A 17,443-nucleotide genomic window follows, 5' to 3' on the forward strand; every position below is an offset into this window, starting at 1 on the left:
TAGATGGTAGGATGGCTAAATAAAATGAATAACATCACCTTGCATTAATTGGGAATGAATTTATGAGTCATCAACAAGACAAACTCGCAACGCAAATTGTCAGTGTGGGTAGAGAGAAAAAATACTCTAAAGGTATTATCAATCCGCCAGTATATCGCGCATCTACTGTTGTTTTCGACACCATGGATGACATGCGCTTTGCCATTAAAAACAAAACCAATGGTGAAATGTTTTATGGACGTCGTGGCACCCCGACTCATTTTTCTTTTCAACAAGCGATTAGCGAATTAGAAGGTGGTGCAGGTACAGCCCTCTATCCATCTGGCGCTGGTGCTATAAGTGGCGCCTTACTGTCATTTTTGAAAAGTGGCGACCATTTACTAATGGTCGATAGCGCCTATGAGCCAACCCGTGATTTATGTAATAAATTACTAGCTGGTTTTGGCATTGAAACCACCTACTACGATCCGCTGATTGGTGAAGGTATTAAAGACTTAATTCAGCCAAATACCAAAGTGTTATTCTTAGAATCGCCTGGGTCTATTACTATGGAAATTCAAGATGTGCCAACATTAAGCCGTATTGCACATGAACACGATGTAGTAGTAATGCTCGATAACACATGGGCTTCACCCATCAATTCACGTCCATTTGAAATGGGCGTCGACATTTCGATTCAAGCAGCGACCAAATACATTGTCGGCCACTCTGATGTGATGATGGGCACAGCCACAGCCAATGAAGCACACTGGGAGCAATTGCGTGAAAACAGTTACATCATGGGTCAAACTACCTCACCTGACGATGTATATCTTGCTGCACGCGGGTTACGTACATTAGGCGTGCGCATGGCCCAACATGATAAAAATGCCCTTAAAGTCGCTAATTGGTTAGCTAGTCGACCTGAAGTCGATCATTTGCGACACCCTGCTTTCGAAACTTGTCCTGGTCACGAGTTTTATCAGCGCGACTTTAGTGGCGGCAATGGTTTGTTTTCATTTGTACTAAAACAAGGCAACTTAGCTTCTGTCACTGCTTTTGTGGAAAACATGCGCCACTTTAAAATGGGCTTTTCGTGGGGCGGATATGAAAGCTTAATTCTTGGTGTATTCGGAATTGATAGGCTTCGCACAGCAACCCAATGGGATACCAGCAAACCGCTCATTAGACTTCACATCGGTTTAGAAGATCCTGATGATTTGATTGCTGATTTAACTGCCGCATTTGAACGCTTTAATAACGTTATTGGAAAATAACGTTTAAATTTACGCGGCTTAAATAAAGGGCCTTCTCATAGAGAAAGCCCTTTTTGCTTTATATGCACTATCACTAACAACACCAATAAACTCTATCTAAAACCCGTTAGCGGATCAGTTCGCGTTTACGATGGATTGCAGTACTCTTCGCAGTTCGTCACTGTTGGCTTTCGATAAGCCAATTATCACACTGGGTTTTTGACCTCGAGTTTCAATTTCGACTTTGTCCCAAATAATGCCGCTACGATAATTAAAGCCCGCAATCTTATTCCATGGGACTTCATCTGTGTTATTCCATAGCCTAAAAATGCCTGGTGTATTAATCGTAATCTTATCTTCATCAGTGACAATTTCTTGGGGTAAAAACCGAAATCTGAATAACAATGATGCCAACACTTCTGAATTAAATGACATAGACAACTGGGTGACATCAATACTTATTTGGCTAAAGCGATAATGACAATGCATACAGACTTTAGCCTCTAAAGGTAATGTGCCATGGCAATCAGGGCACACATGGTTAGATAAATATTCAAGACAATGACCACATTTAAGCGCGCCATCATTTAATTCATTCTGACAAAAAGGACAATCCATGTAGTCACCTTAGCTATTGTTGTTTTTGTTACTATATCTAAGTCTTTAATACACCATAAATACTAGTTTGTTGCTTGCACCTGGCTGTAAGCTTTAGTTCCCCATAAAGGCACTGTCGACAGGCTGTGCTTGTAGCTTCCTGAGGTTTCTTTTGTAGAATAAGAAACATACATTAGTGTTTGGTTTTCTTTATCAAAAATACGTCTAATTTTCATGGTTTTGAAAAAGATACTTTTTGATTTTTTGAACACAATTTCGCCCGATGCAGACATATCAATTGCAGCAATCATTTGCGGGGTAATTTCACCGGTTTGACGACATGAAATAGCGGAATCAGAAGGATCAGAAAAACTTAAATCCGCTTCAATACTCGCTACATGACAAGTCACGCCAGTCACAATCGGGTCTACCATCATATTGAGCTTAATATCTTTAGTGGTAAACACTCCTAGACTCACTTTACCCACATCATCACTACAGCTCATTGTGAGGAAACTTGTTGCAACAATGAGTAAGGCTGACGATAGTTTTTTATTTAAAAATATTTTTGATAGAGAAAACATAAAGCGACTTTTCCTTAAGAGTTAAATACTTTACCAGCCCAGCGCACTAAGCCACTGGTCACACTGCCAAAGTGATCGCCGACCACGATTTCAGCTTGGCTAAATTGATCGGTAATACATTGATGGATAACTGGGCTTTTGGCCGTACCGCCTGTCACATAAACCACATCAGGCATAACACCTGCTTCTTCAACTGCTTGCTTCATAATAGTGACTAATTTGGCTACAGGTTGATCCACTGCAGTTTCAAAATCAGTTTGATTTACACCAACTGCAAATTGAGACTCAATAAATGATAAATCAGCGTCGTACTCAGCTTGAGTTGATAAACCAATTTTCGATTGCTCTGCTTGACGCACAAACTGGTAACTCATTTGATGCTGTCTTAATGACTTTAAGCGCGTCAATAACTCAGGTTTTAATGAATCTTTGATTAATTCATCAATTAGCTTCGCCGTAGACAGTGAATTAAAGTCACGCTGAGCACTAATATCATTCACAGCAACGCCATTCCAAAACGGTTGGCGTGGTACCGTTAAATTGGTTTTTAATTGCGATCCCAAGCCTAAATGAGGCATAAAGCAGTTCATCGCAACGGCAATGTCTAAGTCATTACCACCCACACGCTGACCACTATGGCCTAACACGTCGTCACTGCGATCGGTTTTATGCTGTAAATCAGGGCCCATTTTCACCATAGAGCAATCCGTCGTACCACCGCCCACATCCACAACCAATACTGTTTGATTACGGCTCATTGAGGCTTCGAAATCCATGGCTGCTGCCATTGGCTCAAATAAAAAGCTTACCTGCTCAAAACCTGCTCGTTTGGCCGCGGTTTCTAAAATCGCTTGGGCTTGTTGATTACTTAATTCTCCACCAATTCCTTGGAAATTAACTGGTCTGCCGATAACTGCTTGGGTAATGGGTTCGTTAATTAATTTGTTTGCACGGGACATGACCTCTAGCATCATTAACGTCACAATATCTTCAAACAAAGCAACTTGCTCTGGGCGGAGACCACTGGCACCAAGAAACGATTTTGGCGACCGGACATAAAAACCTTCATCAGGTAAATCTAAGTAAGCATCGATGGCTTCTGGGCCTACAAACACCACTTGTTCATCTGGATAAATATCCAAATCATGGCGTACCATTCTTGCGCGGCTTAATTGCGCTGAGCGTAACTTGCCATATTCAGCTTTAAATTCTGGTGCAATACGTTGATAAACAGCTTCTGCGATTAACTCTCGATCCATTGCATATAAGGTAGATGATAAGAAATTACTGTCGCCATTGATCGGAATTAACCTGACTTCACCCTCTTTTTCAATACCAACGGAACAATTTGCACTGCCATAATCAAACCCAATAAACATTTCTTACCACTCAAAAATTCAAATCAATGCTAAAAATAACACAAGCTTTATATCGGATCTTATAAAGTTTAGTGTTCACTGTTATTTAGCTGACAATTTCATCAATTGGTTTAATTTGCTTAATCAATTTGTTGCACTATTGAATTTGCTGAAAACAGTGTTCGCCTCAATAACATCACAAAATTGTCATATTACTGCAGTAAAATACCTTTGAACTTTATTCATATTAAACAGTGAATTAGCTATTCCACTCTAGCGTATTATTTTCGCACCATTCGATTATGGCTTTTATGAAAGTACTACCGTAATGCTTTGCAGGAGCAAAATGTGACTGAATCCCGTCATCTTAAATTCGTTGATAAAGAACTGTCTTGGTTGTCATTTAATGAACGTGTATTACAAGAAGCTTATGATGCTTCTGTACCACTCATTGAGCGAGTGAGGTTCTTAGGGATTTTTTCAAGTAACATGGATGAGTTTTTTCAGGTTCGAGTCGCTGCTGTTAGACGAGCGATACTCGTTTCTGGGATCAGTTCTAAACAGCTTAAATACCAGCAATTAATGACCAAAATTCAGGAAAAAGTATTCGACTTACAAGAGAAGTTTGATCAAATTTACCCTGTATTAATGAAAGAGTTAGCTCGCTGTAATATCTTTTTAATTAACGAGACTCAACTGAGTGAGTTTCACAGTGCTTGGCTTAAGAAGTACTTTAAAAATCAATTGAAGCGTCATATAGCACCCCATATCGTCACCGATGAAAGTGACTTAGTGCAGCACTTAGTTGATGGGACAACCTACTTAGTCGCTAGCCTGCAATCGGGCGATAATAAAGAGTACGCTTTGGTAGAAGTGCCCAATAAGAATGTACCTCGATTTTTAGAACTACCAACTGAAAAAACATCAAAAATTAAACACTTAATATTGCTAGATAATATTATACGTCACTGTATTGATGATTTATTTAGACCTTTTTTTGAGTTCGATACCATTCAAGTTTTCTCAATGAAAATGACCCGAGATGCGGATTACAACATCAGTAATGAGCTTGAACAAACAACTCTTGAACGAATGACAAAAGGGATTAAAAAACGTTTAAATGCTCAACCAGTAAGACTGGTTTATGACCGCAATATGCCTGAAGATATGTTAGAGATGCTCAAGTCACACTTGCATATCAGCTCTACAGAGTGTCTTGTGCCGGGCGGCCGATATCATAGCTTCAAAGACTTTATGGACTTCCCCAATCCAAGTCGAAAAAAACTGGTAAACGAGAAGCTTCATCCTATTGATAGCAGTCAGTTTTTAGCGTTTGACAACAGTTTTGATGCAATTAGGCATAAAGATATTATGCTTAATTACCCGTATCATAAGTTTTCTCATTTTACTGAATTAGTCAGACAAGCCGCTTATGATCCAGCAGTTAAATTCATTAAAATTAACCTTTATCGAGTGGCGAAGAAAAGCCACATTATGCAGTCACTGATTGATGCCGTTAAAAATGGTAAACAAGTGACCGCAATCATTGAGCTTAGAGCCCGTTTTGATGAGGAATCAAACATTAACTGGACTCGGCGCTTAGCTGAAGCCGGAGTGACTGTGCATCATGGTATTCCGAGTTTAAAAGTCCATTCAAAACTATGCCTCATTGGTCGTAAAGAGCATGGTCAAACCCAGTATTATTGCCACATAGGTTCAGGTAACTTTAACGAAGGAACTGCCCGTTTTTATACTGACTTTTCGTTGTTTACCGCCAATCAAGATATTGCAGGTGAAGTCAAACAAGTTTTTGATTTAATTGAAAGACCTTACCGTAAAGATGAATTTAATCATCTCATCGTCTCGCCTTATAACTCGCGAACACGCTTTTTAAGCTTAATCGATGATGAAATTGCACAAGCTAAACAAAACAAGCCTGCCAGTATTCAGCTAAAACTGAATAATCTGGTGGATGACATCATGATTAATAAGCTATATGAAGCCTCGAATGCCGGTGTCAAAATCACCATGCTTATCCGTGGTATGTGCAGCTTAATCCCCAAAATACCAGGGCAAAGCGACAACATTAAGGTTTATAGTATTATCGATCGTTATTTAGAGCATTCACGGGTGATGTTGTTCCATGCCGGCGGCGAACAAAAACTGTTTATTGGTTCCTCTGACTGGATGACGCGTAATATTGATGAACGAATTGAAGTCTCAACCCCAGTATATGATAAGCAGTTAAAACAGATGGTTATTGCTATACTTTCGTTGCAATTTAAAGATAATACTAAGTCTAGGGTGATTAATCAGCAGCATGATAATCGCTATAACCCTAGAGGAAATAAACGCAAACTTCGTAGCCAAATTGCCATTCATCAATACCTTAATAGCTACGAAAAGAAAGTAAAAACTGCATTAGCAGTCAAATATAACAATAAGAACCAAGCAGAATTACCACAAGAGGCTTAAATTGGCTGATGTTATTGCACAAGACTCACAACATTTTGTCGCTATCGACATGGGGTCAAATAGTTTTCACTTAGTTATTGCTCGTGAACAAGACGGGCTTTTGCAAGTGTTGCATAAAGAAAAACGCCAAGTGCAGCTAGCCAAATACCTTGATAATCACAATGTGTTAGCGGAAGTTGCAATCGAAAATGGTGTTCAATGTCTTAAAGACTTTAGTCAGCGTTTTTCAAACTTAGCGAAAGCCCAAGTCAAAATTGTCGCCACACACACCTTACGGGTAGCCAAAAATCGCCAATCTTTTTTAACTGCAGCCCGCAAAGTGCTGCCCTACCCAATTAATGTTGTTTCAGGTCATGAAGAAGCGCGGTTAATTTATACCGGTATCGCCCACAGCCAAGTGCTTGAACAAAAAAATATAGTTATCGATATTGGTGGTGGCTCAACAGAAGTGATTGTGGGTAATGAAAAACGCGCTAAACACTTAGCCAGTTTAAAATGTGGCTGCGTCAGTTATAACAAACGCTTTTTTGTGAATGGACACCTAACAAAAGAAGCGTTTAAACAAGCTATTCAAGCTGCAGATAAGCAATTTTCATGCTTAAGCCAAGTTTACTTTAACCAAGATTGGTCACTCGTGTTAGGGAGTTCAGGCTCAGCAAAAGCTATCACTCTCGCCATCAGTGAAGTGACTGATAATGGCAAAGGTATAACCAGTAAAAACCTTTTAGCGTTAAAAAAACACCTCATCAATGTCGGTAGTATCGACAAGCTTGAATTCGAGCTATTAGATGAAAGAAGGATCCCACTTCTAGCTGCAGGTTTGGCAATCTTAATCAGTTTTTTTCGGCAATTGGGGATTGAACATTTGCAAGCTGCAAAAGGTGCACTTCGCGAAGGAGTCCTCTATGAGCTTGCCAAGATTGAACAACAAGTTGATATTAGGCAACGCACATTATCGAGTTTGGCTCAGCTGTATCATGCTGATGTTAACCAAGCATCTAAGGTGACTAAAACTGCCTTGACCTTATTTGAGCAAGTCAGTAATTCATGGCAATTAGCAGATTATCGTTGGTTACTAGAAGGCGCTTGTCAGCTCCACGAAATTGGCATTTCGATTAATTCAAAATCACACCATAAGCACGGAAGTTACATTCTCGAAAATAGTGACTTACCGGGTTTTAACCAACAGCAACAGCAAATGTTAGCCTTGCTCGTAGGCAATCATCGAAAAAAACTAAACTATTCAGCAATGACAATAGCTGATGAGATTCAGCGCCAAGCTTTTATGCGCTTATTAACCCTTCTGCGTCTCGCAGTATTGTTTAATTTAGGTCGAACATCCAGCAGCAACCAACAAATAAAGGTTAAAGCGCAACAAGCAGATTTGACGATTAAGTTTTCGCAGTGCAAAGAGCAGGATAAAGAAGCAACTCAACGCAGTGAGTTATTAATACAAGATTTATATGCCGAACAGAAAAAGTTAGCCACAATAGGGATTAATTTGTGTTTTAAGTAAGTTGTATTTTAAGTAAGTTGAGCTTTAACTCATGAGAACACCCATAAAAAAGTACACGCTATTTTAATAACGTGTACTTTTTAGCTATTTAAGCCTAAATAAAAAACTTTAACTTGGTGATGTTCCTTATCGAAAACAAACTGATAAAAGTAGAGTTTTAACTAGCTTTCGTTTTGCGCTTGCTTTAACGACTCTTTATCTTTGCGGCGCTGTGCAATGACTTGTTTTACTTCACTGCCAATGTGCGCTTCACCACGTTGCTTTGCTAATTGTACTTGGCGTTCACGTTCAATAAAGCGCTGGCGTTGCTCATCTGAAATTTTATCAATACAGTGTGGGCAACTAACCCCTTGAACATAAGCTTCTGTTTGCATTTCTTCTTGGGTAATCGGCATGCGACAAGCATTACATTGATCGTAAATGCCTTTTTCAAGTTGATGGTTCACTGCGACGCGGTTATCAAATACAAAGCACTCACCTTCCCATAAACTTTGTTCAGGCTTTACTTCTTCTAGATATTTTAGGATGCCACCTTCAAGGTGATAAACCTCATCAAACCCTTGCTCTTTTAAATAAGCAGTCGATTTTTCACAGCGAATACCACCAGTACAGAACATGGCGACTTTTTTATGTTTGGCAGGATCTAGGTTTTCTTTAACGTAGTCAGGAAATTCACGGAATGTCTCTGTTACAGGGTTAACAGCATCTTTAAACGTACCAATTTGTACTTCATAGTCATTTCGGGTATCAACTAATAGCACTTCAGGATCTGAAATTAACGCATTCCAATCTTTAGGCTTTACATAAGTACCTACGACTTCGCGAGGATCGATTCCCTCAACGCCCATAGTCACAATTTCTTTTTTAAGTTTTACTTTAGTGCGATAAAAAGGCATTTGTTCATCAAATGAAAGCTTACACACAATATCAGCTAAGCCTTCTTGTGTGGCTAACCATGCCAGTAATCCATCAATGGCTTGCTGGCTACCAGCAACTGTACCGTTAATGCCTTCTTTAGCCAGTAGTAAGGTACCGCGGATTTCAGCGTTTTCCATATGGGCTAATAACGGTGCTCTAATAGATTCAAAATTAGGTAAGGCAACAAACTTATATAACGCACAAACTACAACGTGTGACATGGTTTTCTCCGCTAGCTGGAACTTAATTTCCAGTGCATAGGTTTTATCGAAATAATGTGTTTATTAAGCTTTAAATTTGAGAGCTTTGTTATAGAGCAATATTGATTAACGCCAATAGGCAACAATAACAACCCCAGAGTAAATGAGGCCTACCTCAAATAAAAGCGCAGAATTGTACCTTAATCACACTTATCTCGGCAATTTTATTTGATTAAGATCACACTGCGAAGGGAGTTAATATTAATTGCTAAGCGCAATTATTACTAACAATCCATTGATTAACGTCTTAGAATGGCTCGTACATTAAGAAATCAAAAATAAACACGCCACATGATTCTATACAGTTTTAGACGTTGTCCTTACGCAATGAGAGCCCGCTTAGGCCTACACTTATCTTCTCTAAACCCGCAGGTACGAGAAATCATCCTTAAAAATAAACCTGCTGAAATGCTGGAGATTTCCCCTAAAGGAACGGTGCCGGTTTTAGCCATTCAATCCGAAAGCCAACACCAATACGAAAGCATTACTAATAAATGGCTTATATTAGAAGAAAGTCTAGATATCATTAATTATTCACTCAGCCATTATCCTGCAACGAATTACAAATATTTATGCAAAGATGAATATGATTTATTGATAGAGTCGTTAACTGACAAAGATACAAAAGCATTAATTGATATAAACGATAATGAATTTAAACCTTGGCTAGATAAGTACAAATATGCAGATAGACACCTTGAATTTACGGAAGAGTATTACCGCGAAAAAGCATGTAAATTCATAGCAATACTGGAGGCTAAACTGAACGACAAAGAGCATTTACTTGCTAACAGTCCAACCTTTGCCGATTATGCTATTTTCCCATTCGTTCGCCAATTTGCCCACGTTAACCGAAGTTGGTTTGAACAAAGCCAGTATTCACAAGTAAAAAAATGGCTTAAACACCATATTGAAAGTGATTTATTTCAATCCGTTATGTGTAAATACCCACTATGGTTAGACGACAAAACCCTTAAAACAAAACTAAAACAGTCATAAAATGGGTACAGTAAATTAGTAACTGCTTAATTATCAATCTTATTTTCAACCTTTTGTATAAGTATTCACTAAAACCATTGAATTAGTAGGTGAAATTAAAGTAAGTTATATCAACTATAAGATGGATTTTTTATTGTTTTTACTGCGAATTTCCAAAATGAGATTAAGCTTAAATAAGTCTCTTTGCAGTAATCAAGGATGCAGACATGGAACAAATGGATTTGGTGATGTTGTTAATACTGCTACTCAGTATTTTACATATCATGTTTTGTCATAGAGCAATGACAACTGGCGCTCATATAGATAATGTGCGCAGATATTTATGGGGAACCATCAGCCTATTTTTTGGGCCTTTGGGTTACTATATTTATCAGAATTTACTGCCGCTAGATTCATTAGACCCTAATGAGTAAATCAAACTTGCTTTAGCAACTATCCCAATGACTTTTATCATACCGACGCTGCTTTTGATGCAGCGCCATATTTTATATTTTCTTTTTATGTTTGCTTTGATGTACAGACTTTTTAGTTCAAAGTGCTTTGATAAATCATACCACTATAAAAAACGAGCAAACTGACGACCATCCTTTAAAGGTTTCACTGGTGCTTTAACTGCTGGAGTTCCAACATATAAGAAGCCTACAATTTGTTCATTTTCAGCTAAGCCTAACTCTTTATTCACAGTGGCATTAAAAGCAAAGTCACCTGTACGCCAAACTGCGCCTAAACCAATAGAAAATGCTGCTTGTTGCATTGCCATAGTCGCACAGCCTGCAGCAAGTTGCTGTTCTAGCAACGGAACTTTCGGATGCTGTTGGTTTTTAGTCGCAATGGTAATGACCATAGGTGCACGATGAGGCATGCCTTTAGCTTTAGTGATAAAAGCTTCTTCAGCTCCATTAGCGCTAGCTGCTTTAACAAAAATTTCGCCTAATTTATTAAGGCCATCGCCAGCGGCAATGATAAACTCCCAAGGTGTTAAAGCACCATGATCAGGCACACGAGCACCAGCATTAAGAATAAAATCCAGTTGAGATTCTGAAGGTGCTGGCAGCGTTAATCTCGGTGTTGATTGTCGGGTGAGTAATAATTCTGATGCGTCCAATGAAATGTCCTTTTTATCAATCACATTAATTAAATTCAGACTGATACTAACAAAAATCCCACATTGAAGTGGGATTTTTTAACGATTCTATTTATGACATAAAACGCTTTCGAATAAAGTAATCAACGCTGGTGTATCGACCACCTCCCAGCATCAGTAGAGCCAGCAACATAAATAAATAGGTTATGGCAAACTCGATACCGTTATTCAAAATAACAAAATTACCAGAGCTGGTTAGCCATTCATAATTTCCGTGCTGTTGTAAAATGGACTTGGCGGCGGCTAATTTTTCAGCCGAAGAAGCAACATTATCATTCGCTAACCAAGAACTCGCATCCGCTATCGCTAACCAACCATTATCAATATGTACAGCAAAAGCTGCGACGAACATGGTAAACATCATCGGAATTGCAACAAGTCGAGTCGCCAATCCAATTAACAATAAAAAACCACCAAATAGTTCTGTACCAGCAGCCAATGCCGTCATGACTTCAGGCATCGGTAAGCCTAATCCCCAGTCTGGATTACCAAACCAGGCTGCGGTATCGCTAAAATGCGACAATTTGTTGTAACCCGCTTGCATTAATACTGGCGCAAGATAAACACGTAAAGCTAATGGTGCTATGCCTTCAATATGTTTTAAAAAGTTTAAAAACTGCTGGTAAAGATTACTCATATTTATTCCTTAAAATATTCGCTCATTACGTCACTAGACCAAGCATAGTAGATAAATCTTTCAAAACATGATTAAAAATTACTAATTTACATTACGTAACCTTTACTTAATCTCCTTTGATAGGTCACTTAAGTCGGCTATTAACTCATCCATTTTTTTAGTGAAATGTTGTCTTTGTTTGGCTGATAAACTGCTATTAAGGTCAATGATTAATTGACCAAATAAACGAGAGTTTTGGTCAACATGTTGCTGATAAACTTCTGATTTCAATTCATCAGGTGATGTCATCAATAAGCGCATACGCTGCTCAAGTAGCACTGTATCATCGCGCATTTCAATGGCTTGTTGAAATTGCCTTAACCAATCCAGTCGATACTCTAGCCACATATCAAGTGTCGCTATTCGCTGTTTATTGTATTGCTTAACTAATGCTTCTTGCTGTGACGAAACACTGCCTAACCAATCGTCAATGTTATCAATGACTTTTTCATTTGAATCGTCTAGCAATTGCTGCGGAGTTTTTCCGGCATACTTCTGGTTTAACTCTTTATTATCCTCTTTAAGCTTTTCTATCATTTCGCGAGCTTGTTGATCAGAAAGGCTGGATAAAATAGGTAATAAATCAGGTAATACAAAATCAAAAATGCGAAACCAATGTGCTTTAGCATCGGTGACTTGCTGTTGCCATAACTCAGGAGTAACAGTTTGGTTTTGTATCGCTTTTGAAAGAGAATTGAGCTGCTGACTATATCGGAGTAACTCATCTTTTTGATGCCAGATTAGGAATTTCTCTAGTATTACATCAAACTTTTTTTGCTGTTGTTTATCAAAAGTAACGTACTCCTCTACCCGCCACTCGATGGCCCAATCGAGAAAGAAATAGCTAAATTTAGTGGAACACCCCACCAAAAACACCACCAGCAATAATGGAACGAATGACTTCTTCAACGGACGTTCTCCTTAATCTTGGCTATTGATTAAGAATAATAGCCTTATGATATTAAAGATAGGTATTTGTTGAATAACAAAAAATATGAAGTTTTTAAGTTAGTTGAACTTTCATCAACTAAAGTAACATTAATGAGTTGCTCATCTTCTGAGTGCGTGCTTTTAGCTGCCATCATTAATGCCCAGGCCGCACCAAATGCCCAAAAGCAGTTATAGATTTGTTCTAAATAGTGAATAGCATTGGATTGTAGGTTTGGATGCTGACATAGATATTGCTCAGAAAGATCTTTAGCTTGTTGCTCAGTTAATTGATGGGTTGCCAAAATCGAGGCTAAATCAAACATCGGATGGCTTGCTGCACAATATTCAAAATCGATACACAACAAATTATCTTGTTGTAGCAATAAATTAAAAGGTGATAAATCGCGATGACAAAATTGAGGCCTAATCAAACAAGACTCTAAATCAGTCAGCCAAGAAGTCATTGCTGGCTTTAAGTTTGTTAGTTGCTCAAAAGCATCACACCATTGTTCATCTAATTGGTTATTTGACAGTTCAGCTAGTGACTCAAGATAGACCTGCCACTGCTCAGTAATGCTAATGACTTTCGGGGGTAATGCTAAGGTAGTGAATTGCTTTAGTAAGCTCAGTAATTGGCTAACGGGTTCGTACTGTTCAGCTAAACCATCGCCATATCGAAAGGAATTGTTACTGGGTCGATTAGATGAGCTAAAACCATATTCAGAGAATGTAGATGACCAATCAAAGCTTGTTTGCTTGATAAACTCACTTAAATAAAACTGCTTAGTCTCACTTTGCCATATGAGTTTAGGTGCTAATTTGATAGCTTGTGCCATTCGCCAGCAAGCCACTTCATTGTCTCTATCACACCACTGTTCAATATCTTTATTATCACGTAACACCCAGTCTTGAGATGGCATTTTAAGATAATAATTACTGTTACTTAACCCTGCAGACAATCTATCGACGCCAGTACAATTGTCGCTGATATCCACCACTAATGATGACGGCAATTGATGTTTAAGCTCAGTTGGCAATAATGCCCAAGGATTAAATACTGTCATCGGTTATTAATCTTTATTCTCGCTCAGTTTATGAATTAAAAAATAGCTGAATGTTTATTAACACGTGTTATTTAGCTAGATTTAACTGTGTTTCAAGCGTATCTTGCTGCATTTTTTTACGCCACATAAAATAACCACTCACCGCCATAAATAAATATAAAACCAGTAAACCAGAAGTAAGCATTAAGCCTTTTTGAAGATACAAATATATAGACAATGAATTTATCACCATCCAGTAATACCAGTTTTCAATTACTTTTTTAGCTACTAGGTAGGTGGTCATCACGGCAAAACACGTAGTTAACGCATCAAGGTATGGAAAAGATGCCGAAGTATTCGTGGCCATCAAATAACCGACAATCAATGATATTACTGACGTTACCGCAATAATAATCAAATGCTTATTCAATGACCAACTCACAATAGCTAGCTCTGTGTCTTGTGAGCTGCCTTCAATTTTATTACTGCCATAACGCCATAACCAAAAGCCATACACTGCCATAGCCATATAATAGACGTTAAGTAGGGATTCCATTAATAGTGAGACTTTCCAAAACAACACCGTATAAATAGCGGTACTAACAAAAGCTGCGGCCCAGCACCAGATATTGGTTCTCATGGCTAAAACTAAATAGGCGATCGCAAGTACAACAGCAATAGCTTCCCACCCTGTCATAGCGGACGCTTCTGTTATCGCGGTTTGAAAGTAACGGAAAATCTCAGCAAGCATATTAATAGTTTCTTTTTCTATACAAAAATAAATTAACTAAAGTATTTAAGGGAAATAGTTCTTAATAATCAGTTTCTTATAATGAGTAGCAATAGTTCGTTATGAACGTTATTCAGTGTGAGTTAAATCCAACTCACCACCAATGAATTTACACACAAAAACAGCCTTGCCCCACTTTTGGTGAGCGGCTTCCATCTCCACAGCAAGCATTGACATAACATCTGCATATTCACCACAAACTTGAGTTGCCATTGCATTAGTTTTTCTTTCGATATTTGAGTAGCTATCAACACGGCCAATAAACCATTTTATCGGATCTAAATAGTTTTCGTTAAACGGGTACATACTGATTTCAGCTGTTAATTTCATCAGGAACTCCTTTGGGACGACTTAAGTAAAAATACCGCCGTAGTTTAGCAAAGAAATGGCAAACCATGGCGGTATTTCACTGTATAACATTGTTAAGTAACAATATTAAAACCATTGTTATTGTTAAAGAAATTTAGCTTTATCAATAACCAGTAAACGCTACATAAACTTCACATCAAGTGTAATGCCTAATTGACGAGGATCGCCATAACGAACATATTGTTTGTCAGCCCAATCTAAATCTGGCTCATTACCAAAGTAGAAACCACGTACGCCATATTGCTCATCAAATAAGTTTCTGCCCCATAAGTAAGCAGACCACATTTGTGACTCATAACCAATGCGCGCATTGAATATAGTGTAAGCATCTGATTTTGATTCATTGCTATCAGAGTAATAGAAGTCACTTTTACCACTCGCATTTAAGTTGGTGAACCAGCCTGAGTCACTGACATAACTCATACCAGCACTGTAAGTGAAATTAGGCGCATGAGCCTGGTCGCGCCCCGTTAAATCTATAACGTTGCCGTATTTATCATTGTATTGATAATCACCGTATTCTGTTTCTAACCAACCTACACTGCCGTAAAATTCAATATTATCAGTGGCATAGTATTTAAAGTCAGCTTCTGCGCCATAGTTTTTGGCACTACCAGCGTTTTCAGTGTATAAAATGAAGCGTTGCTGATCGTCAGGATCTTGTTGTGATGCCGATACTTGTTGGTTTTGACGGTCCATATAAAATAACGCCATATTGGTCGCCACTGCGCCATCTAGCCATGATGATTTAAGGCCTAGTTCATAGTTGTATAGAATTTCTGTATCAAATTCTTTTTTGTCGGCAAGTTCAGGTGGTAAGGTCATATTAAAGCCACCCGCTTTGTAACCACGAGCGATTCTAAAGTAAGCGTTATGATCTTGATTTAAGCTTTTAGAAATCGCTAAATGCCCGCCCCACATATTTTCTGTAGGATCGAACTCGTCACCATTACTGTCCGAATACTCACTTACACGACGTTCTAAACGTACCCCTGCAGAAAATACGTAACCATCACCAAATTGAGTATCGGTTTGAGCAAAAATGGCATAGTTGGTGGCTTCATATTCTGATTGCAAGACTTCATCAGGCCAGCCATTGTATTCAGAGTATAAATCGTTATCTTCTTTTAGGTTCATGCCATATAAACCCAATAACCAGTCCGTAGAATCGTTAAAAATTCGGCCTGCTTCGTTCGAGCTAATACGGAACTCTTGTGAAATGGTTTTGCGGTCGCCTTGCTTATCCCATGTGTAATCGTAAACACATGGCTCTGTGCCAATCTCTACCCAGTTATCATCATAAGCAGTACATTCTTTTGAAGCCCAGTACTCAGGGTTAGCCCAATCACCATCATAATTATGGTGATGGTCAGTTTGCGCAAATGAGGTCAACGAAGTCAGTTCAAATTTTTCAAACTGAGTAAAAATCGCTTTTAGGCCAACGCCAGTGGTTTTTTGACTATCAACTCCAGGCTTGTCCGTAATGGTTTCAAAACCATTATTATCTAATGTCCAAGCATCATAGCCGTTATCAAAATTGGCGTGTAATAAGGTTAAATCAAGCTGCACGTCATCGGTTGCATACCAGCGCAGTTTTGCTCTAGCGGTAAACTCGTCACGGGCGTTTGTGTCTTCACGCTCCAGATAGGTATTATCACGGTAACCATTTTGAGAATGCTGCTCTAACGATACGCGGTACAACAATTTACCAGAGTCAGATAAGGGACCTGAGCTGAAACCAGAGAAGGTTTGTAAATCATCGTCCCCCATTGATACTTGTGCACCATGTTCAAATACATCCGTTGGGTCATTACTTTTCAAATAAATTAAACCCGCTAAAGCATTAGCACCGTATTGAGTCCCTTGCGGCCCACGCAGCACTTCTACTTGTTGCATATCGTACATGCTTGAAACCATGCCGATACCTGATAAATCAATATCATCAACGATAAAGCCAACTGATGAGTTAGGTGCGCCTTGATATTCTTCTTGCTCACCCACACCACGAATTTGGAAATATTTTGGACGTGAACTACCACCTGACCAGTTAAAGTTGGCTATTGAATTCAACACATCTTCAAAATGCTGCGCCCCTTCGTCTTGTAATTGCTGACTGTCGATTACCGTCACACTAGAAGGCGCTTTTTCAAGCTCGATATTACTGAAATCAGCATTAACAACAATGACTTCCATCTTTTCTGCATTTGGCGCTGCGCGCTCAATATCTTCAGTTTGTGCAACAGCAGAAGTCGATAAAGCGGCGAGAATGGCAATCGCAACAGGCGATTTAGGTTTAAATAAAGACATAGGACCTCAAATAATAATTTTGAGATCCGGCAAGCATAGTGAATGAGTGATGTGCATCTGTGACAAAATGGTCGAGTTCGCTTTACTGCCTCAGCGCTAGTTCAAAAATGATGTCTTAAAAAATGCAGCCTATTCCTACGCCGGTATTAGCCGGATCAGGTTCTAAGGGTTTGTCATAAAACATCTCAGTTAACTCTTTTTCGAGCTAACACCCCTTGGCGAGGCGGATTATAAACGATTAG

The 17,443-nt window shown here is 38.8% G+C and carries 16 protein-coding genes and 1 riboswitch; of the genes, 5 read left to right on the forward strand and 11 right to left on the reverse strand.

Going from position 1 to position 17,443, the window contains the following annotated elements; genetic code table 11:
• Nucleotides 1–62 precede the first annotated feature (62 nt).
• Nucleotides 63–1,256 carry a cystathionine beta-lyase gene (locus QPX86_RS11750; RefSeq protein ID WP_220754503.1) on the forward strand — a complete coding sequence of 398 codons (1,194 nt, stop codon included), beginning with the start codon at nucleotides 63–65 and terminating at the stop codon, nucleotides 1,254–1,256.
• Nucleotides 1,257–1,370: 114 nt separating this feature from the next.
• On the opposite strand, the gene QPX86_RS11755 is transcribed toward QPX86_RS11750, so the two are convergent.
• The 3 genes from QPX86_RS11755 to yegD form a co-directional block, all read right to left on the reverse strand.
• The gene (locus QPX86_RS11755) at nucleotides 1,371–1,853 is read right to left on the reverse strand and encodes a double zinc ribbon domain-containing protein (RefSeq protein ID WP_220754504.1); all 483 of its coding nucleotides are present in this window, start codon (nucleotides 1,851–1,853) and stop codon (nucleotides 1,371–1,373) included.
• A 62-nt stretch (nucleotides 1,854–1,915) separates the two neighbouring features.
• Nucleotides 1,916–2,338 (reverse strand): CreA family protein, encoded by a 423-nt coding sequence (locus tag QPX86_RS11760; RefSeq protein WP_119968384.1) that lies wholly within the window; start codon nucleotides 2,336–2,338, stop codon nucleotides 1,916–1,918.
• A 92-nt stretch (nucleotides 2,339–2,430) separates the two neighbouring features.
• Nucleotides 2,431–3,795 carry a molecular chaperone gene (yegD, locus tag QPX86_RS11765; RefSeq protein ID WP_119968312.1) on the reverse strand — a complete coding sequence of 455 codons (1,365 nt, stop codon included), beginning with the start codon at nucleotides 3,793–3,795 and terminating at the stop codon, nucleotides 2,431–2,433.
• A gap of 327 nt (nucleotides 3,796–4,122) precedes the next feature.
• Here yegD and ppk1 point away from each other — a divergent pair, with 327 nt between their 5' ends.
• Together ppk1 and QPX86_RS11775 are read left to right on the forward strand one after the other, a co-directional pair.
• Nucleotides 4,123–6,249: a polyphosphate kinase 1 gene (ppk1, locus tag QPX86_RS11770; RefSeq protein ID WP_285162787.1), complete on the forward strand. Its 2,127-nt coding sequence runs from the start codon at nucleotides 4,123–4,125 to the stop codon at nucleotides 6,247–6,249.
• 1 nt (nucleotide 6,250) lies between these two features.
• Complete coding sequence (locus QPX86_RS11775; protein ID WP_285162789.1) at nucleotides 6,251–7,765, forward strand: Ppx/GppA phosphatase family protein; 1,515 nt, start codon at nucleotides 6,251–6,253, stop codon at nucleotides 7,763–7,765.
• Nucleotides 7,766–7,926: 161 nt separating this feature from the next.
• Here the strand turns inward: QPX86_RS11775 and trhO are convergent, their stop codons facing one another.
• Nucleotides 7,927–8,904, reverse strand: coding sequence for an oxygen-dependent tRNA uridine(34) hydroxylase TrhO (gene trhO, locus QPX86_RS11780; RefSeq protein WP_285162791.1), 978 nt, complete (start codon nucleotides 8,902–8,904; stop codon nucleotides 7,927–7,929).
• A 330-nt stretch (nucleotides 8,905–9,234) separates the two neighbouring features.
• On the opposite strand from trhO, the gene QPX86_RS11785 reads away from it, so the two are divergent.
• Both QPX86_RS11785 and QPX86_RS11790 read left to right on the forward strand, forming a co-directional pair.
• Nucleotides 9,235–9,942 (forward strand): glutathione S-transferase, encoded by a 708-nt coding sequence (locus QPX86_RS11785; protein ID WP_285162792.1) that lies wholly within the window; start codon nucleotides 9,235–9,237, stop codon nucleotides 9,940–9,942.
• Nucleotides 9,943–10,148: 206 nt separating this feature from the next.
• The gene (locus tag QPX86_RS11790) at nucleotides 10,149–10,355 is read left to right on the forward strand and encodes a hypothetical protein (protein WP_220754508.1); all 207 of its coding nucleotides are present in this window, start codon (nucleotides 10,149–10,151) and stop codon (nucleotides 10,353–10,355) included.
• 143 nt (nucleotides 10,356–10,498) lie between these two features.
• Here the strand turns inward: QPX86_RS11790 and QPX86_RS11795 are convergent, their stop codons facing one another.
• From QPX86_RS11795 to QPX86_RS11825, 7 genes are all read right to left on the reverse strand, one after another.
• Nucleotides 10,499–11,047 (reverse strand): NAD(P)H nitroreductase, encoded by a 549-nt coding sequence (locus QPX86_RS11795; RefSeq protein ID WP_285162793.1) that lies wholly within the window; start codon nucleotides 11,045–11,047, stop codon nucleotides 10,499–10,501.
• Nucleotides 11,048–11,138: 91 nt separating this feature from the next.
• Complete coding sequence (locus tag QPX86_RS11800; protein WP_407696587.1) at nucleotides 11,139–11,723, reverse strand: HvfX family Cu-binding RiPP maturation protein; 585 nt, start codon at nucleotides 11,721–11,723, stop codon at nucleotides 11,139–11,141.
• A gap of 102 nt (nucleotides 11,724–11,825) precedes the next feature.
• The gene (locus QPX86_RS11805) at nucleotides 11,826–12,671 is read right to left on the reverse strand and encodes a DUF6279 family lipoprotein (protein ID WP_220754510.1); all 846 of its coding nucleotides are present in this window, start codon (nucleotides 12,669–12,671) and stop codon (nucleotides 11,826–11,828) included.
• 44 nt (nucleotides 12,672–12,715) lie between these two features.
• Nucleotides 12,716–13,756, reverse strand: coding sequence for a phosphotransferase (locus QPX86_RS11810; RefSeq protein WP_285162794.1), 1,041 nt, complete (start codon nucleotides 13,754–13,756; stop codon nucleotides 12,716–12,718).
• 67 nt (nucleotides 13,757–13,823) lie between these two features.
• Nucleotides 13,824–14,486, reverse strand: coding sequence for a nicotinamide riboside transporter PnuC (gene pnuC / locus QPX86_RS11815; RefSeq protein WP_285162795.1), 663 nt, complete (start codon nucleotides 14,484–14,486; stop codon nucleotides 13,824–13,826).
• 108 nt (nucleotides 14,487–14,594) lie between these two features.
• On the reverse strand, nucleotides 14,595–14,855 hold the full coding sequence (locus QPX86_RS11820) for a YkoF family thiamine/hydroxymethylpyrimidine-binding protein (RefSeq protein ID WP_153915403.1): 261 nt from the start codon (nucleotides 14,853–14,855) through the stop codon (nucleotides 14,595–14,597).
• Nucleotides 14,856–15,014: 159 nt separating this feature from the next.
• Nucleotides 15,015–17,201 carry a TonB-dependent receptor gene (locus QPX86_RS11825; RefSeq protein WP_285162797.1) on the reverse strand — a complete coding sequence of 729 codons (2,187 nt, stop codon included), beginning with the start codon at nucleotides 17,199–17,201 and terminating at the stop codon, nucleotides 15,015–15,017.
• Nucleotides 17,202–17,315: 114 nt separating this feature from the next.
• A riboswitch (TPP riboswitch) is annotated at nucleotides 17,316–17,427 on the reverse strand.
• Nucleotides 17,428–17,443 lie beyond the last annotated feature (16 nt).

This window comes from Shewanella goraebulensis (assembly GCF_030252245.1).
GTDB classification, from domain to species: Bacteria; Pseudomonadota; Gammaproteobacteria; order Enterobacterales; family Shewanellaceae; genus Shewanella; species Shewanella goraebulensis.

What these genes read in the sequence shown, in the direction of transcription:
- QPX86_RS11750 (WP_220754503.1), top strand. Translation starts at nt 63, where the DNA reads ATGAGTCATCAACAAGACAAACTCGCAACGCAAATTGTCAGTGTGGGT.
- QPX86_RS11755 (WP_220754504.1), bottom strand. Translation starts at nt 1,853, where the DNA reads ATGGATTGTCCTTTTTGTCAGAATGAATTAAATGATGGCGCGCTTAAA.
- QPX86_RS11760 (WP_119968384.1), bottom strand. Translation starts at nt 2,338, where the DNA reads ATGAGCTGTAGTGATGATGTGGGTAAAGTGAGTCTAGGAGTGTTTACC.
- yegD (WP_119968312.1), bottom strand. Translation starts at nt 3,795, where the DNA reads ATGTTTATTGGGTTTGATTATGGCAGTGCAAATTGTTCCGTTGGTATT.
- trhO (WP_285162791.1), bottom strand. Translation starts at nt 8,904, where the DNA reads ATGTCACACGTTGTAGTTTGTGCGTTATATAAGTTTGTTGCCTTACCT.
- QPX86_RS11785 (WP_285162792.1), top strand. Translation starts at nt 9,235, where the DNA reads ATGATTCTATACAGTTTTAGACGTTGTCCTTACGCAATGAGAGCCCGC.
- QPX86_RS11790 (WP_220754508.1), top strand. Translation starts at nt 10,149, where the DNA reads ATGGAACAAATGGATTTGGTGATGTTGTTAATACTGCTACTCAGTATT.
- QPX86_RS11800 (WP_407696587.1), bottom strand. Translation starts at nt 11,723, where the DNA reads ATGAGTAATCTTTACCAGCAGTTTTTAAACTTTTTAAAACATATTGAA.
- QPX86_RS11810 (WP_285162794.1), bottom strand. Translation starts at nt 13,756, where the DNA reads ATGACAGTATTTAATCCTTGGGCATTATTGCCAACTGAGCTTAAACAT.
- pnuC (WP_285162795.1), bottom strand. Translation starts at nt 14,486, where the DNA reads ATGCTTGCTGAGATTTTCCGTTACTTTCAAACCGCGATAACAGAAGCG.
- QPX86_RS11820 (WP_153915403.1), bottom strand. Translation starts at nt 14,855, where the DNA reads ATGAAATTAACAGCTGAAATCAGTATGTACCCGTTTAACGAAAACTAT.
- QPX86_RS11825 (WP_285162797.1), bottom strand. Translation starts at nt 17,201, where the DNA reads ATGTCTTTATTTAAACCTAAATCGCCTGTTGCGATTGCCATTCTCGCC.